The following is an 18,298-nucleotide window of genomic DNA, read 5'->3' as shown; positions in this document are numbered from 1 at the left end:
ATCGCGTCGCGGGGCCAGGATCAGGTGGCCTGGCACGTCGCCGCAAGCTCCTCGACCGGCACCGGGCGGCTGAAGAGATAGCCCTGAAAGGCCGCACAGCCGTGCGCGATCAGCCAGGCCCGCTGGGCCTCGGTCTCGACCCCCTCGGCAAGCACCTCCAGCTGCAGGCTCTGGGAGAGCGCGATGGTACTGGCGACGATGGCCGCGCTGGCCTCGTCCTTGAGCAGGTCGCGCACGAAGGACTGATCGATCTTGAGCTGGTCCAGCGGCAGGCGCTTGAGGTAGGAGAGCGAGGAGTAGCCGGTGCCGAAGTCGTCCAGGGCGAAGGTCACCCCGTGCGCCTTGAGGCGCCGCATGGTCTCGCGAGACTCGTCACGGTCATGGACGAACAGGCTCTCGGTGACCTCGAGCTTGAGACGCGACGGCCGGGCCCCGGTGCGCGACAGGATGGCCAGCGTCCGCTCGGCGAACTCCGGCTCGCGAAACTGCGCGGGGCTGACGTTGACCGAGAGCGTCAGGTCGGCCATGACCGGATCACCGGCCCAGGCCGCCAGCTGTCGACAGGCGGTCTCCAGCACCCAGCCGCCGATGGGCACGATCAGCCGGTTCTCCTCGGCCAGGGGGATAAACTCACCGGGCGAGACCATGCCGCGCGCGGGGTGCGCCCAGCGCAGCAGCGCCTCGGCGCCGATCATCTGGCCGTCGGCGCCCATCTGGGGCTGATAGTGGAGCAGGAACTCGCCCCGCGACAGCGCCTGGCGCAGGTCGGCCTCGAGCCGGGCACGCTGCTGCAGCTGCGCCTGCATGGCCGGGTCGAAGAAGCGCAGGGTATCGCGGCCCGCCTCCTTGGCCTTGTAGAGCGCCATGTCGGCCTGCTGGAGGACCTGCTCCAGGGTCGTTTGGTGGTCGCGATAGAGCGTGATACCGAGGCTCGCGGTCACCGACAGCTCCCCGCCCGCCAGGCGCATCGGCGCCTGCAGCGCGCCGAGCAGCTTGTGCCCGATGCGCTCGGCCACCACCGCCACGTGCCCCTGATCGTGCCCGAGGTCGTGCAGCAGCACGGCGAACTCGTCGCCCCCCAGCCGCGCCAGGGTGTCGGTCTCGCGCAGCACCTTACCCAGCCGCATAGCGACCTGCTGCAGCAGGTCGTCACCGATCAGGTGCCCCCGGGTATCGTTGACCCGCTGGAAGTTGTCCAGGTCGAGATAGAAGAGTGCACCGAACTGGCCGCTGCGATAGCTGTCCTTCAGCGCACCGGCCAGGCGATCCAGCATCAGCCGGCGATTGGGCAGCCCGGTCAGGGGGTCGTAGAAGGCGAGCTGATGGATCTCCTCCTCGGCCGCCTTGCGCCGGGTGATGTCGTTGAAGGTGGCCACGTAGTGGGTCAGCTCGCCGGCGTCGTTGCGCACCGCGCTGATGGTCAGCCACTCGGGGAAGATCTCGCCGTTCTTGCGGCGGTTCCAGATCTCGCCCTGCCAGCTGCCATGCTGCTCCACGCTCTCCCAGAGCGCCTGATAGAAGGCGTCGTCATGCCGCCCGGAGCTGAGCAGGCCCGGATTGCGGCCCAGCACCTCCGCCTCCGAATAGCCGGTGATGCGGGTGAAGGTCTCGTTGACCCGCAGGATCGCGCCCCGCTCATCGGTGACCAGCATCCCCAGGTGCGTCTCGAAGGCCATGGCGGCGATGCGCAGCTGAGCCTCGGTGGCGCGCACGTCGGTGACCTCGCGCACCACGGCCAGCACGCCGCCTGAGGCGCCTCCCTCGTCCAGCGGGCTCAAGATCGCGTGGAAGTCGCGCGGCACGCCGGCCAGCGTGACGCGATAGTCGATGTCCACCGCTTCGCCGCTGGCCCGCAGCGCGTCCAGGGCCCGATCGAGCTGGCGTGCCACGTCCGCCGAGAGGACCTCGCGGTAGTGGCGCTGCAGCAGCGCCTCGGCATCGCCGACCAGCTGGTCGCGGTCCACGGCATGCACGTAGACGAAGCGCCCCTCGGCATCGAAGACGAAGATCATGTCCTGGATCGAGCCGACCAGGGCCTGCAGCCGCGCCTCGCGCTCCAGCACCGCGCGCCGCGCCTGCTCGCGCTCCTCGAGACGGCAGCGCAGCTCGGTTTCGAGCCGTCTTAGGCCGAGGTAGTGGCGCAGCAGCCATCCGCCCAGCACGGCCACCACCAGGAAGACGCCGCCCAGCAGCCAGAGCCGCTGCCACCAGTTCGCCAGCAGCACCTCGAGCTCCTCGCCGACCACCACCAGCAGCGGCAGGTCGGTCACGCGCTGCTCGGCATAGAGCCGCTCGTGGCCGTCCAGCGGTGAGACGATGCGCTGGACCGTCGAGGCCTCGCCGCTCGCCAGGAAGGCCTGGGTCAGCGGCTCACGGACGCGCACGCCGAGCCTGTCCGTGGCGACGCCGCCGTCGAAGGCCGGCCGGCGGGCGATCAGCTGCATCTCGGTATCGAGGATGGCGATGCTCTCCCCCGGCGTCATGCGCAGCCGCGAAAGGGAGGTGGCGAAGATCGTCGGATCGAGGCGCAGCACAGCCAGGCCCCGGAAGCGACCCTCCGGCCCGCGCAGGCGGCGCACGTGAACGAGGTGGTAGGTCTCCTCGAAGGGCGACCAGTAGAGCGGCGTCACCAGGGAGTCGAGTCGGGTATCGTTCAGCAAGGCGAGATAGAAGGCGCGCCCGCTGAGATCGTAGCCGGAGGGCCAGTAGGACGCCGAGGAGGCCACGACGCGCCCCGCGGCGTCGACCAGGCTCAGCTCGTCGATGAAGGCGAAGCGATCCCGCCGCTCGGCCAGCAGGGCCTCGATATCGGTCGGCGCCAGCGCCGACTCCTCCTGCGCCAGACGCTGCTCGAGCAGCTGCGACAGGTCGCCGAGGGCCTGCTCGCCCACCGCGAAGGTAGTGCTCACCCACTCGGCCACGAGGTCGGCCCGCGCCTCGACGCGAGCCTCGGCGCCGTCGATCGCGCGTTGGCGATGATCGATGAGCACCCAGGCCAGGAAGGCGGCCAGCGCCAACAGCGCCAGCAGGTAGGTGCCGATGGCGTGCCGCCGAGGCCAGTCGTGGCGCGTGCCGGCCGTGCGTGGTGAGTCCTTCATGCCGCCCGATATCCTTGTCGTAACGCCGGTAAGGCTCCCTCAGTGTACTGGATTGTGGGGGGCTGTCTTCCTACGATCCGACCTGGCCCGCCCCGGCGTGCGCTCGACGAGCCGCGCGCTGGCGGCCTGACGTTGAAGCGACGGCGCGCAGCGGCCACCCTGAAGACATCCGCCGATCACCGGATGACACGGGGACACCCTCGCCATGGACGATGTCGCCAGCGACTTTCTCATCGCCAACGAACCCGCACTGCGCCTGGGCGTGGCGCTGTTGCTGGGCGCCCTGATCGGCATCGAGCGCGGCTGGGTCGCCCGGGAGCAGAAGTCCGGCGAGCGCATCGCCGGCATCCGCACCCACGCGCTGGTCGGCCTGCTCGGCGGCATCGCCGCCCTGCTCTCCGAGGCCGTCAGCGACTGGGCCTTCCCGCTGATCTTCCTGGCCCTGGCCGCCACCAGCCTGGTCGCCTGGCGGGCGAGGCTGAGCCAGCACCACGACTACAGCATCACCGGCCTGGTGGGGCTGCTGCTGACCTTCTGTTTCGGTGCGGTGGCGGTGGCGATCGACCTGGCACTGGCCACCGCCGGCGCGGTGATCACCGCCGTGATCCTCGACAACAAGCACGAGATCCATGGCCTGTTGAACAAGCTGCAGGCCCATGAGCTCGACGCCGGCCTCAAGCTGCTGCTGATCAGCGTGGTGATGCTCCCGCTGCTGCCCGACCGCGGCCTCGGGCCCGGCGAGGTGCTCAACCCCTACGAGATCTGGTGGATGGTGGTGCTGATCGCCGCGATCTCCTTCGTCGGTTATTTCGCCATGCGCGTGGGTGGCGCCGAGAAGGGCATCCTCTTCACCGGGCTGTTCGCCGGCCTCTCCTCCTCCACGGCGCTGACCCTGCATTTCGCCCGGCTGTCGCGCCAGAGTCGCGAGATCGAGGCGATGCTGGCCGCCGGCATCCTGGTGGCCTGCGGCACCATGTTCCCGCGGATCCTGATCTATGCCGCGGTGATCAGCCCGGGCCTGCTGCCCCGCCTGCTGCTGCCGATCGCGGTGATGGGCCTGTTGCTCTACCTGCCGGCACTGCACCTATGGCGCCGCCACCGTCTGGCCCTCCGGGTCGACAGCCCGACCCCGATTCAGAACCCCCTGGAGCTGCGCACGGCGCTGCTGTTCGGCGGCCTGCTCGCGCTGATCATGCTGCTCGGTGAGTGGCTGCGCGATGGGCTCGGCGAGGCCGGCATCTACCTGCTGGCGGCCGCCTCGGGGATGGCCGACGTGGATGCCATCACCCTCTCGCTGACCCGCATGTCGCTGGAGCGGATCGCCCCCGCCACCGCGGTGCTGGGGATCATCATCGCCGCCGCGGTCAACAACCTCTTCAAGTCGGGGCTGGCCACCGCCTTCGGCACACGCCGGCTCGGCCTGCGCGTCGCCCTGCCGATGGTCGCCTCGATGGCGGCGGGCCTGGCACTGGCCTGGCTGGTCTGAGCGGCGCGTCCTCGAAAATGGCCCCTCGATGCCCGCACGCGGTTCACTGCCGGTCGATCGCGAGCAGCGGCACGTCGAGCCATCGAGCCAGGCCCAGGGCGCCGTCGCGCATCACGGCATGGTGGTTCCAGGCGAACATCGGCTCGGCGAGCGGCGCGATCAGGGCCATCCAGGGACGGACGGGGCGCACCCGCCACTCGTAGCGCACCCGGGTGACGCCTTGCGCCTCGCTCAGGAGCCAGCGGCCGATCCCCCGCACGTCGCCGTGGGCGACGCCCTCGATCAGTCGGCCCGGCACCACGCGAGTCACGCGCACCTCGAAGCAGAGGCGATAGCCCATGCGACTCCGCCAGCGATAGCGATAGCGCCGGCCGATGCCGCGGGCATCCCCCGGCGCCAGCTCCTCCACGGCGCGCAGGCTCTTCCACCAGGCGGGCCAGTCGCCGGTATCGACGAGCGCCTGGTAGACGCGGTCGAGGGGCGCCTCGAACCACCAGGTGGTGAGGTAGCAAAGCTCCGTGGGTCTCGAGTGCCTGGTCATGGCCGGCGGCGCACCCTCGATCGTCCCGCCGTGCCGGTCGCGACGCCCCGGCCCGATACCGGATACGCGACCGGACGGAGGCATGCAGGAGGCACAGGCACCAGGCTTGCCACGCAGAGCGCGTCACCCTGGTCTGGGCTACGGGGTCTCGTAGGGCCGGGCCGAGATTTCGTCGGGGCCGTGGCGATTGAGGATCGCTTCCGCCTCCGGCTGCGACGCCTCGGGAACGATCACCTTGACCTCGCTGGTCTGCCGGTCGAGAAACAGCTTCTCCCGGGGGTAGCCCTCGGAGACCAGCTCATCGAAGGCGTTGATGGCCTTGTCGATGCTGCCGTAGGCAGCCGTAAGGGTCTGTGTCATGACAATCTCCGCAACAGGAGTGGGGAAACCGCCGGCACCGGGGGTGCCGGGACGCGACGAGAGGGAGACGCCCCCTCGCCTGCAGTGTAGTCATCGCGGCTTCCGCCACCGCTCCGTTGATCGTCGTGACGCTGGTCGCGGCTCACGTGAAGGCCAGGCATCGGCGCGCGGGACCGGGGCTGCGGTCGACCTACCTGGAGAGAGGGCTCGCCGCCTGACGGCCGGCGCTTGGCCGGCCGCGGCGTCGATTCAGGTGAGGTGAACGGCCTGGAGGCGCGCCAGCACCTCGCCGTCGGCATCGACCAGCGTCAACTGCTGGCCCTCGATCCGCCACTCGGCCACCCGGCCCAGCGCGTCGAGGAAGGCCTGCTCGGTCTGCATGCCGTCCGCGCAGGCCCGGCGGGTGCTCGCCAGCTGCTCGAAGCTCAGGGCGTCGCCCTCCAGCCGATAGCTCCCGGTCATGCGATTGCAGCCGGTGGAGCCCATCACGCGCTGATCTTCGATGTGCAGCACGAAGTGCGCCTCGCGCCGCTGCTCGACCACCGTGACCGGCGCGTCGCTGAGATGGGTCAGTTTCCAGTAGGTGTTCACCAGCGGCTCGTCCACCGTGCGTGCCGTGGAGGCACACCCCGCCAGCAGCAGCGCCACCAGCAGCATTGCCGATACCTGGATGATCCGTTTCATGCGTCGTTCCTTATGAATGAAGTGACTTCGCTAAGACCGCGGAGATCCATAAGGTTTCCTGCCCGTGGCGATCGCCGCAGGCCCCCTGCGCCGCGCCGGCCTCTGGATCCGCCGCCTCCCATCCCCAGCATAGACGGGGTGTGGCGGCGGCCTCACTCCTCGCCGCGCCCTCGCCCGGCAGCGCTAGCGGGCGGGGCTCGCCAGCAGCATGGCAAGGCCGGCCAGCAGGATCGTGCGGATGGGCATCGTGTCGCCCCCATTGCGTCAGCGGCAAGACCCTGGCATGAAGCAAATCCTCCTCGATGATGACCATGTTCGTGATCCTTGGCCCCACCGGAAAACGGCGTGGCCGTCCCTTGCTGCCAAGGGCGCGCCCTCGACTCTCGGTCTTGTTGGGCCCGAGTTGATACGCCTGTCTGGCCGAGACTTGGCCAGCAAGGCACGTAAGGAAACTAAACCGCTGGAAACCTCACGAACTCTGTCAAACTGTGAGGGCGAGAAATCTTACCGTACCGCCATACTGTGCCACTGGCACAAAACCATGCTGCCCAGTCAACGTTTCTTCGACAGCAGGGTCGATCACTGCAGCCAGCATCAGCTTGTTGTAGTTCCGGCCTAACCCAGAAAGTTTCTGAACATCCGAAAGCACGTCAGCAAGAAAACGACTATTCACGTACTTGTGCGTTTGAGCCTTTATCTCCACTGCAGTGACGTGCCCACCAGGGACCTGACTATTGACCAGCCAGTCAAGCCGGGCATTTTGAATAACGCCCGTGACTTCACGACGAAAATCATATTGCGTGGCGTTATTCACATCCAGCCAGGCTGGAAAATCAATTTGCACCCAGTACTCCCAGCCACCTTCGATATTGACAATTGGCTCAAGGAAACGCCTTGCCATCCAGTCCTGAAGGTCTGTCGAAAGCGCGCTAAAGTCGTAAGCCTGCAGAGCCATACTCACCTCCTAAACTCCTCAAGTAAAGTGGGCGAGAACGCGCCGCATTCTCGCCCACAAACCAGACCCCAAACCTTTACTTCTCAACCTCTTCATCCTTAACTTCATCACCTTCTTTCTTACCTTCAACATCTTCCTTCTTACCTTCACCCTCCTCATCAGCCAACAGATCAGCCAAGTGTTCAATCAATCTACTATAAGACTCCGGAACTCTGTCCGGATCGTACCTGTCTGCGTATTTCGCAATAGTATCCGGATCGACGAACAAGAAAGTATTTGCCTCCTGATTCTGAGAAAACGACCTCGACACGGTCTTATGGCAAGGAGACTCTGTAATTGCCTCATGCGACTCTTTGGTCGCATAAAAGAGACGCACAGTCACACTAGCCGCGCCCATGACCTCTTCATTTATAAACATCAAGTGCGCAAGCTTTGAAGTGCTTCCTTCGCTTGACGCTCCGAACTTACCGTTTATAGCCGACAAAACACTCTTGGCTATCTCCATGGAGTTTCCGCTTGTGACCCCGGGAAGCATCTGCTGAACCACCTGGGTATCAACGGACAATTCGCAACTTTTTATTTCAAGAGTTTGGCGAAACTTCTGCACCTCAACAAAATAGCCTGTCTTACCAATAAGATTGACCCACGAGTCATAATCAAAGAGGTCCTTGTTGGCATCTTGCATAGCCTTGGTCATTGCACTAAATAGCACAGTAACGCTTTTGAAAAGTTCTTTAGCCTCTTCGCTAACCTCTCCATCCTTGCTGGTTGTAGAGGTAAAGATATTGCCTGTAGCATTAAGGCGAAATCTAACGCTTGCCTCAGAGTCACCGGAAACCTCATCTTCCTCACCAACCATTGCCTTCATTGTCGAAGGTTGAAAATCGACACTTTCCTTGAGTTTATTCAGCCTCTCAGAGACAAACGTATGATCAGCCAACGGGACGCTACCAGCTTCTTCAAAATCAAAAACATTTTTCATATATAATTTCCTTTTACTTATCAACTTGCCTAATCTTCAGAGTTCTCATCCCTGTTTTGCGTTGACCTCAACGCCTCCAGGAAAACCCACCTCACAATGGCTGATAAAAATCGAAGGGGGGATAATAAAGCGCTGCTTTATTCATATGAAACCCAATCACACCTCAGTTCTTGCAAACGGCCCATGGGAAGGTAGTCAAGTCCTCGAAGAATTCGCTCTTAATTCCTGTGCAATATCCACGGGTACTGCTCCTACCATGTCGTGCGATGGAAACCGGTAACATCCGGCCTCACACAGCAAGGAGAATCCTGCTGGCCCCTTCAGTTTTCAGTACAGGCGGCGACCCGGCGTGACGCCGCATCATGGCGGTATCAGCCGCGTCTCGGGCGGGGGGCGCATCGCGCGGTCGGAGGCGCCGCCGCCGGGCGGCGGGGAAAGGTGTCGAGGATCACCCTCTCAGCCGGATCATCCCGGTATCAGCCGCGAACCGGTCGCCGGGCTCGCCGCGCGCCAGAGCGCTCGTCGGGGGCAGGAGGCGAGAGCGCAGGGCGAGGCACGGCATGGTCATGATCAGGCCGGCCTGGCCGCCGTCCTCCCAGCACTCCCTGGCAGCCTCCCGGACCCGCTCCGACGGCGAGAGCAGCCAGGCGGCCTGGCAGCGGATCAGCCTGGCGTGGTGCTGCGACCAGGCGCAGGGTGCCTGCAGGGAGACGGCCTCGAGGCGCTGCGCGTACGACAGCGCCGGCAGGGGAAGCCCCTGCAGCAGGCAGACCTCGGCCGCCGTGACCAGGAAGCGCTGGTGGTTGTGGCCGGCGCACCCCTGCGCGAGCAGCCGCTCCCCCTGGGCCAGCGCCTCGCCGCGTGCCGGCGGCGAGGCCTCCAGCAGCGCCAGGGTGCCCAGGAGCCAGGGGCCGACATGACGCTCGAGGCCGTGCCGACGGACCAGCTGCCAAGCCATGCGCAGGGTGTTGCGGGCCGCGGCGTGGTCGCCGGCCACCAGCTCGACGCGGGCCCGGCTCTCCAGCAGGAGGGCCTCCGGGCGCGGCGTGCCCATGGCGCGCGCCACCTCGAGGGCGGCGTCGACCTGCTCGGCGGCTTCTCCCTGGCGCGCCGTCGCGAACAGCGTCCAGGCGAGGGCCTGTCGCGCCCTCAGCTCGACCCACCGGTCCTTCAGCTCGCGCCCGAGCTCGAGGGCCCTCGCGCCATCCGCGAGCGACGCCTGCGTCTCGCCGACATAGAGCCCCGTCGTCGCCCGCCGCACGAGGCTGTCGGCCTCGAGGTCGCCCCGGGCGGCCTGCCGGCTCGACGCGACACAGTGGGCGTGGAGGCGATGCGCGTCCTGCATCCGTCCTTCCGCATAGAGCGCCTCGGCCAGTCCGATCGCCGCGCCGATCCAGTGCCGCCGCGAGCCGCTCCCCCGCGCCGCCTCGAGGGCCCGCAGCTGGCAGCGACGGCCCGGGGCCCGCCCCTCCCGCGCGAGCTCCAGCCGGCCCAGCAGGCCGTACGCCTCGGCGAGCCGGGCGGGATCCCTCCCGGCGCGCACCGCGGGCAGGATGCGCTGCAGCGCGAGCTCCTCGGCGTCGAGCTCGTCCAGCATCTCCAGGATGGCGGCCAGGCCCAGGCCAGCCGCGATCCGCTCGTCGTCGCGCCGCGCCGCGCGGCCGGCGAGCCGGAACCGATGGCAAGCCTCGTGGAGCAGTCCCTGGGCGAGGCAGGCCCGCGCATGCAGCAGCTGACAGCGAACCTCGTCGCGCGGCGCGTGCTCGATCTCGGCGAGCTGGCGCAGCAGCGGAAAGGCCTCGCCGTGGCGATGCTGCGCGAGGCTCGCCTCGACGGCCCGCATCAGGGCCTGGGGCGCCAGGGGCGATCGCGCCTCGACCAGGTGCCGGGCCTGGCGCATCGGGTCGTGGGGTGCGAAATGCTGCGCGAGCCGCAGATGGAGGCGCTCCCGCTGCCCCTCCGGCATACCCTCGTCGATGCCCTGGCGGACCAGCTCATGGGGGAACTGCCAGGTGTCGGCGTCCAGGGCGCGCACCAGGCGCCACCGCACCGGCCTGTCCAGATCGTCGTCGACCGGCCGGCCCAGCAGCCGGCCAACCAGGGTCAGGGAGAAGCGCTGGCCGATGGCCGCCGCCTGGCGCAGCGCCTCGAGCTCCCGGGGCGCGAGCAGGCCGAGCTGGCCCCGCACCAGATGCTTCACGCTCGCGGGCAGGGCCGGATCGGGATGCAAGCGCAGCAGCTGGGTCAAGAACAGCGGATTGCCCTGGGCCCTCGCCACGTAGAGGGCGGCGTCGGCGGGGTCGACGTCGACGAAGCGCGCGCTCAGGGCCAGCGCCTCCTCCTCCCGCAGCGGCCCCAGCTCGATCAGCGACAGCGGCACGTCCGCGAGCCGCGGCCTCAGGCGGGGCTCCCAGGGGTCCTGCTCGACGCGTGAGGTCAGAAGCCAGGCCACCGGGGCATCGCGCGTGCTCCGAACGAGCCCGGCCACGGCAGAGAGCAGATCGTCGCCGGCCCAGTGCAGGTCTTCGATGACCATTACCTGGGGGCAGACATCGGCCCGCCGCCGGATCAGCGCACCCAGGGCGTCGATGATTTCCCTGTGGCGCGCCTCGGGGGCCATCGCCGCCTGGGCGGTCGATGGCGTCATGCCGAGCAGGGGCCGCAGCGCCCTGGCCTGGGCCTCCGGCAGCGCCGACGCCTCGAGCCGGTCAAGCCATCGCGAATCGAAACGCGCCCCGTCCCGGGCAATTCCCAGCAGCGAGCGCAGCCACTGCCCCAGCGGGTCGTCCTCGAGACGCCGGCCGAAATCCAGCACGGCGGCGGCGTGTGGCTCGGCCCGCCGTTGCCGGGCGAGCTCGGCGAAGGCCGTGCACAGGCGGGTCCTGCCCATGCCGGCCAGGCCCCGCAGGTAGAGCAGGTGGCCGGTCCCGTGGGTGCAGGTGGCCGCCAGCACCGAGGCGAGCTGGCCAAGCTCGACGTGCCGACCGACCAGCGCTCCCCCCGGCAGCGGGCCGCCGGGATGGCGCGCCAGGCAGCGCAGGAAGGGCTGCCCGGCGTCCTCGAACAGGAAATGCTCGGTGAGCTGCACGGCGAGGTCGCGATGGACCCGCACCCCGGTCGCCTGGCCCTCGGGCCAGGCGGGAGCTGCGCCCGCCCGCGGATCGCCGGCGGCGCCCCAGGGCTCGATCCTCAACCCGATCCGCAGTCGCCCCGCGGCGCGATCGCTGACGGCCATGGCGCACTGCAGGCTGCGCAGGGCGTCGCTGCAGTAGGACCGGGGCACGCCGAAGATCGCCTCGAGGGGGCCCGCGTCCCCCTCACCCTGCAGGTGGCCCCCATAGTGCGCCACCAGCGCGGCCAGCGGCGCGCCGGGGCCCTCCCCCGCTGGCGCCACGACCATCCGGATGACGCGGTGCGCCTCGTCGGGTCCGCCGGGAGGCGCCTCCCGAGGCCGGGCGGCCGGCGCCATGAGGTCGGCGATCTCGACCTCGAAGACCCCGGCCAGGTGACGGGCGGTCCGCAGGAGGACGGGGCGGCCGCCCTCGGCGCGCTTGATGGAGGCGATGGAGACCCACTGATGACGGTCGATGCAGTGCTGGGCCAGGGCCTCCTGGCTCAGTCCCAGCCGCTGGCGATGCTGCTTCAGGCGACCGGGATCGAGGATCACGCGCCCGGCGCGGGGCGTTGTCGAGGTCACGGGCCGATGCCCCGGGGAGGCCCGCCCCGCTCTCGGGGGGCCCTCGCATCTCCGCCCCCCGCCCTGCTCACGGCCGTTCCTGCAGCTGCCAGTCGTTGTCGGTGAGCGGCTCTCCCCCGTCGGGCGTGACGCGCACGGTGTCGCTCAGGCCGATGCCCCAGCGGCCCGGCAGGCGCAGGCAGAGCGGCAGGTGGAAGACCATGTCGGCGGCGAACTCGCGATGCTGGCCGCGGGCGATGTAGCCCGTGCCCTCGACCCAGCTGGGCGGGAACTGGGCCCCCACCGCATAGCCGAACACGCCGGAGAAGAAGGCGCGGTCGGCATGGGGCGCCAGCACCGCCTCGGCGGCCCGGGCCGCCTCGTCGAAGGTGTGGCCGGGGCGCATCGCCGCGACCAGCGCCTCGTACATGCCGCGGCAGACGTCGCGCAGCGCCTGCATCTCGGCACTGGCCCGGCCGGCCACGGCGGTGCGCATCATCGGCGCGGTGTAGCGGTGGTAGGCGGCGCCGAACTCCAGGAACACCGGCTCGTCCGCGGCGATCACGTGGCGCTTGTGGTTGACGTGAATGACGCTGATGCGCCGGCCGGTGGTGACGATGGGCTGCAGGCTCATGAACTCGCTGCCGGCGGCCAGCAGGGCACGACTGCCCTCCGCCGCCACGTCGTTGTCGGTGACGCCGGGTGCGATGGCCGCCACCGCCGCCTGCAGGCCGAGGGAGGTGATCCGCGCGCTCTCGCGCAGGCAGTCGAGCTCCGCCGGCGTCTTGACGATGCGAATGCGATCGAGCAGCTCGCCGCCGTCGTCGCGGAAGCGCCCGGCACCGAGGCGGGCCTGAAGCTCGCGAATGACGCCATGGCGCAGGCCGGCCCCGAAGACGTCCAGGCCGATGGCCCGAAACGGCGCGAGCACCTCCGCCAGCGGCTCGATCACCTCCTCGATGCCCTCCCAGCGATAGCCGAGGATCTCGTCCACCCGGGCGGTGACCACCGCCGGGCCGGTCTCGATGGAGGGCACCTGCAGCACCAGGTGATCGGACGAGACCACCAGGCAGGTGTACACCGAGACCTCGAAGGTGTGGTAGCCCGTCAGGTAGAAGATGTCGGCGGGGTCGGTGAGCAGCAGCGCCTCGAGCCCGGCGTCCCGCATGGCCTGTCGCACGCGGCGACGACGGGTGTCGAACTCCTCGGGGGGAAAGGGCAGCTCGCGCTCGGCGAGGCATTCGGCCAGGGCATGGCGATAGGCGTGGTGATCCATCCGATGGGGCTCCAGGGTGAACGGCACTCCCTGGCAGTGTAGCCATGTCGGCCGTCACGACGGAGGCGCGATGGGCAAAATATCCCTGTTACCGTCCGCGTCGGTTTCGTAGAATCCAGCCACGAAATTCGACGCCATAGGACAATGCAATGGGCAGGGCCTTCCAGAACCGCAAGGAATCCATGGCCAAGACGGCCGACGCCAAGACCAAGGTGTACAGCAAGTACGGTCGCGAGATCTACGTCTGCGCCAAGCAGGGCGGCACCGACCCCGCCGGCAACCTGTCTCTGCGCGGCCTGATCGAGCGCGCCAAGAAGGACCAGGTGCCGTCCCACGTCATCGACAAGGCCCTGGACAAGGCCAGCGGCGTCGGCGGCGAGGACTTCTCGCCGGCGCGCTACGAGGGCTTCGGGCCGGGCAACTGCATGGTCATCGTCGAGTGCCTGACCGACAACCCGAACCGCACCTTCGGCGACGTGCGCGCCTGCTTCACCAAGGCCAAGGGCAAGCTCGGCACCCCGGGCAGCGTCAGCCACATGTTCGATCACTGCGCCATCCTCGCCTTCAAGGGCGACGATGAGGAGGCCACCCTCGAGGCACTGATGGAGGCCGATGTCGACGTCACCGACATCGAGAACGAGGCGGGCCAGATCACCGTCTTCGCGCCCCACACCGAGTACGCCAAGGCCAAGCAGGCGCTGCTCGACGCCTTCGGCGAGCTCGACTTCGAGGTCGACGAGATCCAGTTCGTGCCCCAGACCGTGACCCCGGTCGAGGGCGACGACGTGGCGATGTTCGACAAGCTGATGGACACCCTGAACGACCTGGACGACGTGCAGAACGTCTTCCACAGCGCCGAGGTCGAGGGCCAGGCGTAACGCCGACGTGGCGACTAGGCGGCGCCTAGTCGCGCGGCCCGACCGGGATCATCAGGTGCTGATAGTCGGTACCCCGCCACATCAGGTAGGGGCCGCCGTTGTACGGGTCGGTGGAGTAGCCCTCGAGCAGCGCCGCCGGGGCGATCAGCATCAGGTGCGGCCCCTCCTCGACCCAGGCGTTGTCGTCCGTGGGCCCCTCGGCATAGGGGTCGACGAGGCTCGCCCCCTCATCGCCGGCCAGCATGTAGGCGATGCCCAGCGTATCGACCGTGATCGGCTGCTTGTGCTGCCAGGCCATGGCCCAGTGCATCCAGGCCTCGTCGAGGCACATCGGGGCCGTACCGTCGAGGGTCGGCGGCGTCGGCAGGCAGGTATAGCCGTTCGTCCCCTCCTTCAGCACCGTGCCTTCCCAGTCGACCACCCTGGCGCCCTCCGCCAGGCCCGGCGTGGCAGCCGCCAGGGCGTCATCGATCATCGCCTGATCGGCCTGAACCATTCCGCTACCGGAAAGGCTCGCCAGCAGCGCGGCCAGGCCCGGTCCAATCCGGCGTTTCCTATCGCCATGCAGGTGCTTCATCGTCGCTACCTCGCCGTGACGTGCCCACTCGAGCACTCGGCTTCAGTACAGCGGCGAACACCCTCCCCGGCCAGCGGGAGGGCAAAAAATCCGTCGAGAGCATCAGGCAGGCGCATCGCGAACGTCAGGCGCCCGGGAGGGAAGCCCGTCAGGCGCCTGACGTTCTCGATAGGCGCCTGACGGGCGGTGGATCACTCCACCGTGATGGTGATGGCCTCGGAGGTCACCGGCGGGTCGAAGCTCACGTGGTTGGCGTCCATGAACAGCAGCTGCAGGGTGTGCTCCCCCGGCTCGAGCTCGAGGTCGACCTCGGTCTGGCCGCCGCCGAAGTGGCGCATGGTCTCGTTGGCCGGCAGCGGCTGGTCGAGATCCACCTCGTCCAGCGGCGTGTCGACCAGCAGGTGGTGGTGGCCGGTGCCCTCGCGGGCGGTGCCGGCGGGCGCCACGCCCATGCCCGAGAGGCCCATGCGTACGGTGACGGGGCTCTCGACGCTCGCCCCGGCCTCGGGCGAGATGAAGTAGACCTCGCTACCCTCGGGCGCCGCGCCGCGCTCCATCTGAGCCATGGCCGCCGAGGCCAGCAGCAGGCTGCCGGCCAGTCCCAGGCCTGCGATCCATTGTTTCATGGCGTATCTCCTTGTCCGTCGACACACGATATTCGGAAGCGCCCGGGCCGCCGACTCGGACGGCGGCCCTGCCGCCCAAACAGCCTAGTCGAACATCCCGGGCGCCGACACGACGAAGGCCGCGATGACAGTGCCGCGCGGGGGCGCGGCTCAGCGCGGGCCGTCCTCGCGGTCGCAGCCCATCGCGCCGCCGCGGGCCCAGTGCTCGCCGTCCACCTCATTGAAGAAGACCTGCACGGATTCCGCGGCATTGCCGTAGACCTCCTCGAACGCCTCGGTGATGCGCCGGGCCAGCTCGCGCTTGTGCTCCACGCTGCGAGGAAACTGCTGGATGGTGACGATGGGCATGCTCGACTCCTGTGAGGCGGAAAATGAGCGCCCAAGATAGCAGAAACCCGCCTCGCGGCGGGTCTGCTGGCATCATGATCGGCAGCGCTCAGGGCTCGTCGTGGGCGGCCCGCCAGTCGGCCGCGGCCTCGGCCACGCCGGCGTCCCGGTCGCCGCTGAGCAGGGCCCGTCGCTCTTCTTCATCCTCGCGCACGTCGTCGATCACGGTCATCAGGTCGTCCACGTCGACCTCGCGGGTGTCGTGCTCGAAGCAGCCGGTCAGCTCGCTCTCCGGGTGCAGGTCACCGGCCTCGTAGAGCGACCAGATCTCCTTGCCGTAGTCGGTGGCCAGCAGCTCCGGGGCGAAGCGGCCGAAGTAGCGACGCATGTTGTCGACGTCGCGCTCGAACATCCAGGCGGCGCTGTTGTTGCCGGCGGCATCCACCGCCTGGGGCAGGTCGATGATCACCGGGCCGTCGGCGGCGAGCAGCACGTTGAACTCGGAAAGGTCGCCATGCACCAGGCCGGCGCAGAGCATGCGCACCACGTCGCCGATCACCTTGGCGTAGTGGGCCCGAGCCTGGTCGGCCGTCAGGGTCACGTCGTCCAGCCGCGGGGCGGTCAGCCCCTCGGAATCGGTGATCATCTCCATCAGCAGCACGCCGTCGATGAAACCGAAGGGCTTGGGCACCCGTACCTCGGCGGCCGCCAGCCGGTAGAGGGCATCGACCTCGGCGTTGAGCCAGGCCTGCTCCTGCTCCTTCTGGCCGTAGCGGGTCTTCTTGGCCATGGCCCGGGAGCGGCGGCTGTTGCGCTCGCGGCGCCCCTCCTGATACTGCACGGCCTGCTTGAAGCTGCGCTGCTTGGCCTCCTTGAAGACCTTGGCGCAGCGCCGCTCGCCGTGGGAGCGCACCACGAACACCTGGGCTTCCTTGCCACTCATCAGCTGGCCCTCGACCTCGTCGATCAGGCCATCCTCGACCAGCGGCTTTAATCTCTTGGGTATCTTCATGTCACCACGTTGGCATAGAACCCGGCGGCGGGGTATACCCCGGGCGAATCGCGTTGAGGATCGGTCAGCGGCGGATGCGACGGGCCCGGAAGCTGCGTCCCTTGAGTTTGCCGTTGGCCAGCTGGTCGAGGGCCGCCCCGACGACGTCGCGACGCACGGCCACGAAGGCGCTGTTGGCCAGCACCTTGATCTTGCCCACCTGATCACCGGCGATCCCGCCCTCGCCGGTCAGGGCGCCGAGGATGTCGCCGGGGCGCACCTTCTGCTTCTTGCCGCCGCCGAGCTCGAGCGTCGCCATGGCCGGCGCGATGGGCGCACGCTCCAGCACCGCGCGGGACGGCAGCGGCTCCGGGGCGAGGGTCTCGCCGAGGAAGTCGGCGAGTCGCGCCAGCCGGTACTCCTCCTGCTCGGCGACCAGGGTGCAGGCCACCCCGGAGCCGCCGGCGCGGCCGGTGCGCCCGATGCGGTGGACGTGCACCTCGAGCTCGCGGGCGATGCGATAGTTGAACACCGCATCCAGCGACGCGATGTCGAGCCCGCGGGCGGCCACGTCGGTGGCCACCAGGATCGAGGCGCTGCCGTTGGCGAACAGCACCAGCAGCCGGTCGCGGTCGCGCTGCTCCAGGTCGCCGTGCAGCGCCAGGGCGCTGAAGCCCGCGTCATTGAGGGCCTCGGCGACCTCGTCGGTCTCGCGCTTGGTATTGCAGAACACCACGCTGGACGCGGGCCGAACCTGCAGCAGCAGGCGGCGCAGCGCCTCGAAGCGCGCCGACTCGTCGGCCACCCGGTAGAAGTGCTGGCGGATGGTGGTGTCGTCATGGGGCTCGTCGACCTCCACCGTGACCGGCTCGCGCATCAGGCGCTCGGCGATAGGCCGGATGGCCTCGGCATAGGTTGCGCTGAACAGCAGCAGCTGACGGCGCGCCGGGGTCTCGGCGATGATCGCCTCCATGGCGGCCTGGAAGCCCATGTCGAGCATGCGATCGGCCTCGTCCAGCACCAGGGTCTCGAGCCCGGAAAGGTCGAGCGCGCCCTTGCGCAGGTGCTCCTCCACCCGCCCCGGGGTGCCGACGACGAGATGCGCGCCGTGCTCCAGCGAGGCACGCTGCGGCCCCAGGGGGGCGCCGCCGCACAGGGTCAGCACCTTGACGTTGGGCAGGCTGCGCGCCAGGCGACGCAGCTCGCCGGCCACCTGGTCGGCGAGCTCGCGGGTCGGGCAGAGCACCAGCCCCTGCACCCGGGGAGATGAGAGCGTCAGCCGCGAGAGCAGCCCCAGGCCGAAGGCCGCGGTCTTGCCCGAACCGGTCTTCGCCCGGGCAATCACGTCGCGCCCCGCCAGCATCGGCGGCAGGCTCTCGGCCTGGATCGGCGTCATGGTGCGATAGCCAAGCGTCGCGAGGTTGGACAGCAGTTCCGGCGCCAGCGGCAGCGCGGCGAAATCGGCAGAGGAATCAGACACGTGTAATAGACCTGCAGGAAAAAGCGGGCAGCGTGACGGGGGCGATGACGGCGGGCGCCGTCGGGCCGGGGCCACGGGAGCGAGGATGAAAGTCGGCCAGCATAGCAGAAAGTGCCGCCCATCGCCTGCCAGCCGCCGTGCCGGTCAGGACTATTGCAGATGATTTGACTGCTCGATAGCTCGGGGCTGACCTGGCGACTCGCCCCGGAGCGCCGGACCGTCGAGAAGGCGCTGTGACCCCCTCCCTGGGCGCTACCGACGCCATCCCTGGCGTAGGACCTTGTGTCTCTCCAGTGAGAGGTGATTAGCTACCACCGCTCACAGCCTGGGTGTATCCCGAGTAGGACCGAATGGCCTCGAG

The 18,298-nt window shown here is 68.5% G+C and carries 14 protein-coding genes and 1 pseudogene; 2 read left to right on the top strand and 13 right to left on the bottom strand.

Annotated elements, in window-relative coordinates:
* Nucleotides 1-20: 20 nt before the first annotated feature.
* Nucleotides 21-3,098 carry a bifunctional diguanylate cyclase/phosphodiesterase gene (locus ABE957_RS17415; RefSeq protein WP_349759938.1) on the bottom strand — a complete coding sequence of 1,026 codons (3,078 nt, stop codon included), beginning with the start codon at nt 3,096-3,098 and terminating at the stop codon, nt 21-23.
* 205 nt (nt 3,099-3,303) lie between these two features.
* On the opposite strand from ABE957_RS17415, the gene ABE957_RS17410 reads away from it, so the two are divergent.
* The gene (locus tag ABE957_RS17410) at nt 3,304-4,584 is read left to right on the top strand and encodes an MgtC/SapB family protein (RefSeq protein WP_349759937.1); all 1,281 of its coding nucleotides are present in this window, start codon (nt 3,304-3,306) and stop codon (nt 4,582-4,584) included.
* A 43-nt stretch (nt 4,585-4,627) separates the two neighbouring features.
* Here ABE957_RS17410 and ABE957_RS17405 read toward each other — a convergent pair whose 3' ends face one another.
* The 7 genes from ABE957_RS17405 to ABE957_RS17375 form a co-directional block, all read right to left on the bottom strand.
* The gene (locus ABE957_RS17405) at nt 4,628-5,125 is read right to left on the bottom strand and encodes an SRPBCC family protein (protein WP_349759936.1); all 498 of its coding nucleotides are present in this window, start codon (nt 5,123-5,125) and stop codon (nt 4,628-4,630) included.
* 138 nt (nt 5,126-5,263) lie between these two features.
* Complete coding sequence (locus tag ABE957_RS17400; RefSeq protein ID WP_349759935.1) at nt 5,264-5,485, bottom strand: hypothetical protein; 222 nt, start codon at nt 5,483-5,485, stop codon at nt 5,264-5,266.
* A gap of 249 nt (nt 5,486-5,734) precedes the next feature.
* Complete coding sequence (locus ABE957_RS17395) at nt 5,735-6,169, bottom strand: META domain-containing protein (RefSeq protein WP_349759934.1); 435 nt, start codon at nt 6,167-6,169, stop codon at nt 5,735-5,737.
* Nucleotides 6,170-6,650: 481 nt separating this feature from the next.
* On the bottom strand, nt 6,651-7,124 hold the full coding sequence (locus ABE957_RS17390; protein ID WP_349759933.1) for a hypothetical protein: 474 nt from the start codon (nt 7,122-7,124) through the stop codon (nt 6,651-6,653).
* Nucleotides 7,125-7,200: 76 nt separating this feature from the next.
* Entirely contained in the window at nt 7,201-8,106 is a 906-nt protein-coding gene (locus tag ABE957_RS17385) for a hypothetical protein (RefSeq protein ID WP_349759932.1), read from the bottom strand.
* 448 nt (nt 8,107-8,554) lie between these two features.
* Nucleotides 8,555-11,803, bottom strand: a complete 3,249-nt coding sequence (locus ABE957_RS17380) for an ATP-binding protein (protein ID WP_349759931.1) — start codon at nt 11,801-11,803, stop codon at nt 8,555-8,557.
* Between the two features lie 67 nt (nt 11,804-11,870).
* The gene (locus ABE957_RS17375) at nt 11,871-13,058 is read right to left on the bottom strand and encodes a M24 family metallopeptidase (RefSeq protein WP_349759930.1); all 1,188 of its coding nucleotides are present in this window, start codon (nt 13,056-13,058) and stop codon (nt 11,871-11,873) included.
* Nucleotides 13,059-13,207: 149 nt separating this feature from the next.
* Between ABE957_RS17375 and ABE957_RS17370 the strand changes: the two genes are divergently transcribed.
* Nucleotides 13,208-13,936, top strand: a complete 729-nt coding sequence (locus ABE957_RS17370; protein ID WP_349759929.1) for a YebC/PmpR family DNA-binding transcriptional regulator — start codon at nt 13,208-13,210, stop codon at nt 13,934-13,936.
* Between the two features lie 25 nt (nt 13,937-13,961).
* Here the strand turns inward: ABE957_RS17370 and ABE957_RS17365 are convergent, their stop codons facing one another.
* From ABE957_RS17365 to dbpA, 5 genes and pseudogenes are all read right to left on the bottom strand, one after another.
* Nucleotides 13,962-14,513, bottom strand: a complete 552-nt coding sequence (locus ABE957_RS17365) for a hypothetical protein (protein WP_349759928.1) — start codon at nt 14,511-14,513, stop codon at nt 13,962-13,964.
* Between the two features lie 191 nt (nt 14,514-14,704).
* A complete protein-coding gene (locus ABE957_RS17360; protein ID WP_349759927.1) occupies nt 14,705-15,139 on the bottom strand; it encodes a DUF4399 domain-containing protein in 435 nt (144 codons plus the stop codon).
* A gap of 150 nt (nt 15,140-15,289) precedes the next feature.
* Nucleotides 15,290-15,493, bottom strand: a pseudogene (locus ABE957_RS17355) (tautomerase family protein); the annotation flags it as partial.
* An 82-nt stretch (nt 15,494-15,575) separates the two neighbouring features.
* Complete coding sequence (locus ABE957_RS17350; protein ID WP_349759926.1) at nt 15,576-16,478, bottom strand: PA4780 family RIO1-like protein kinase; 903 nt, start codon at nt 16,476-16,478, stop codon at nt 15,576-15,578.
* 64 nt (nt 16,479-16,542) lie between these two features.
* Nucleotides 16,543-17,937: an ATP-dependent RNA helicase DbpA gene (gene dbpA, locus ABE957_RS17345; protein WP_349759925.1), complete on the bottom strand. Its 1,395-nt coding sequence runs from the start codon at nt 17,935-17,937 to the stop codon at nt 16,543-16,545.
* Between the last annotated feature and the right edge of the window lie 361 nt (nt 17,938-18,298).

The sequence above is a fragment of the Halomonas pelophila genome (assembly GCF_040196315.1).
Classification (GTDB): Bacteria; Pseudomonadota; Gammaproteobacteria; order Pseudomonadales; family Halomonadaceae; genus Halomonas; species Halomonas pelophila.
The sequence above is the reverse complement of the archived record's forward strand: the minus strand, read 5'-3'. Positions and strand labels throughout refer to the sequence as shown.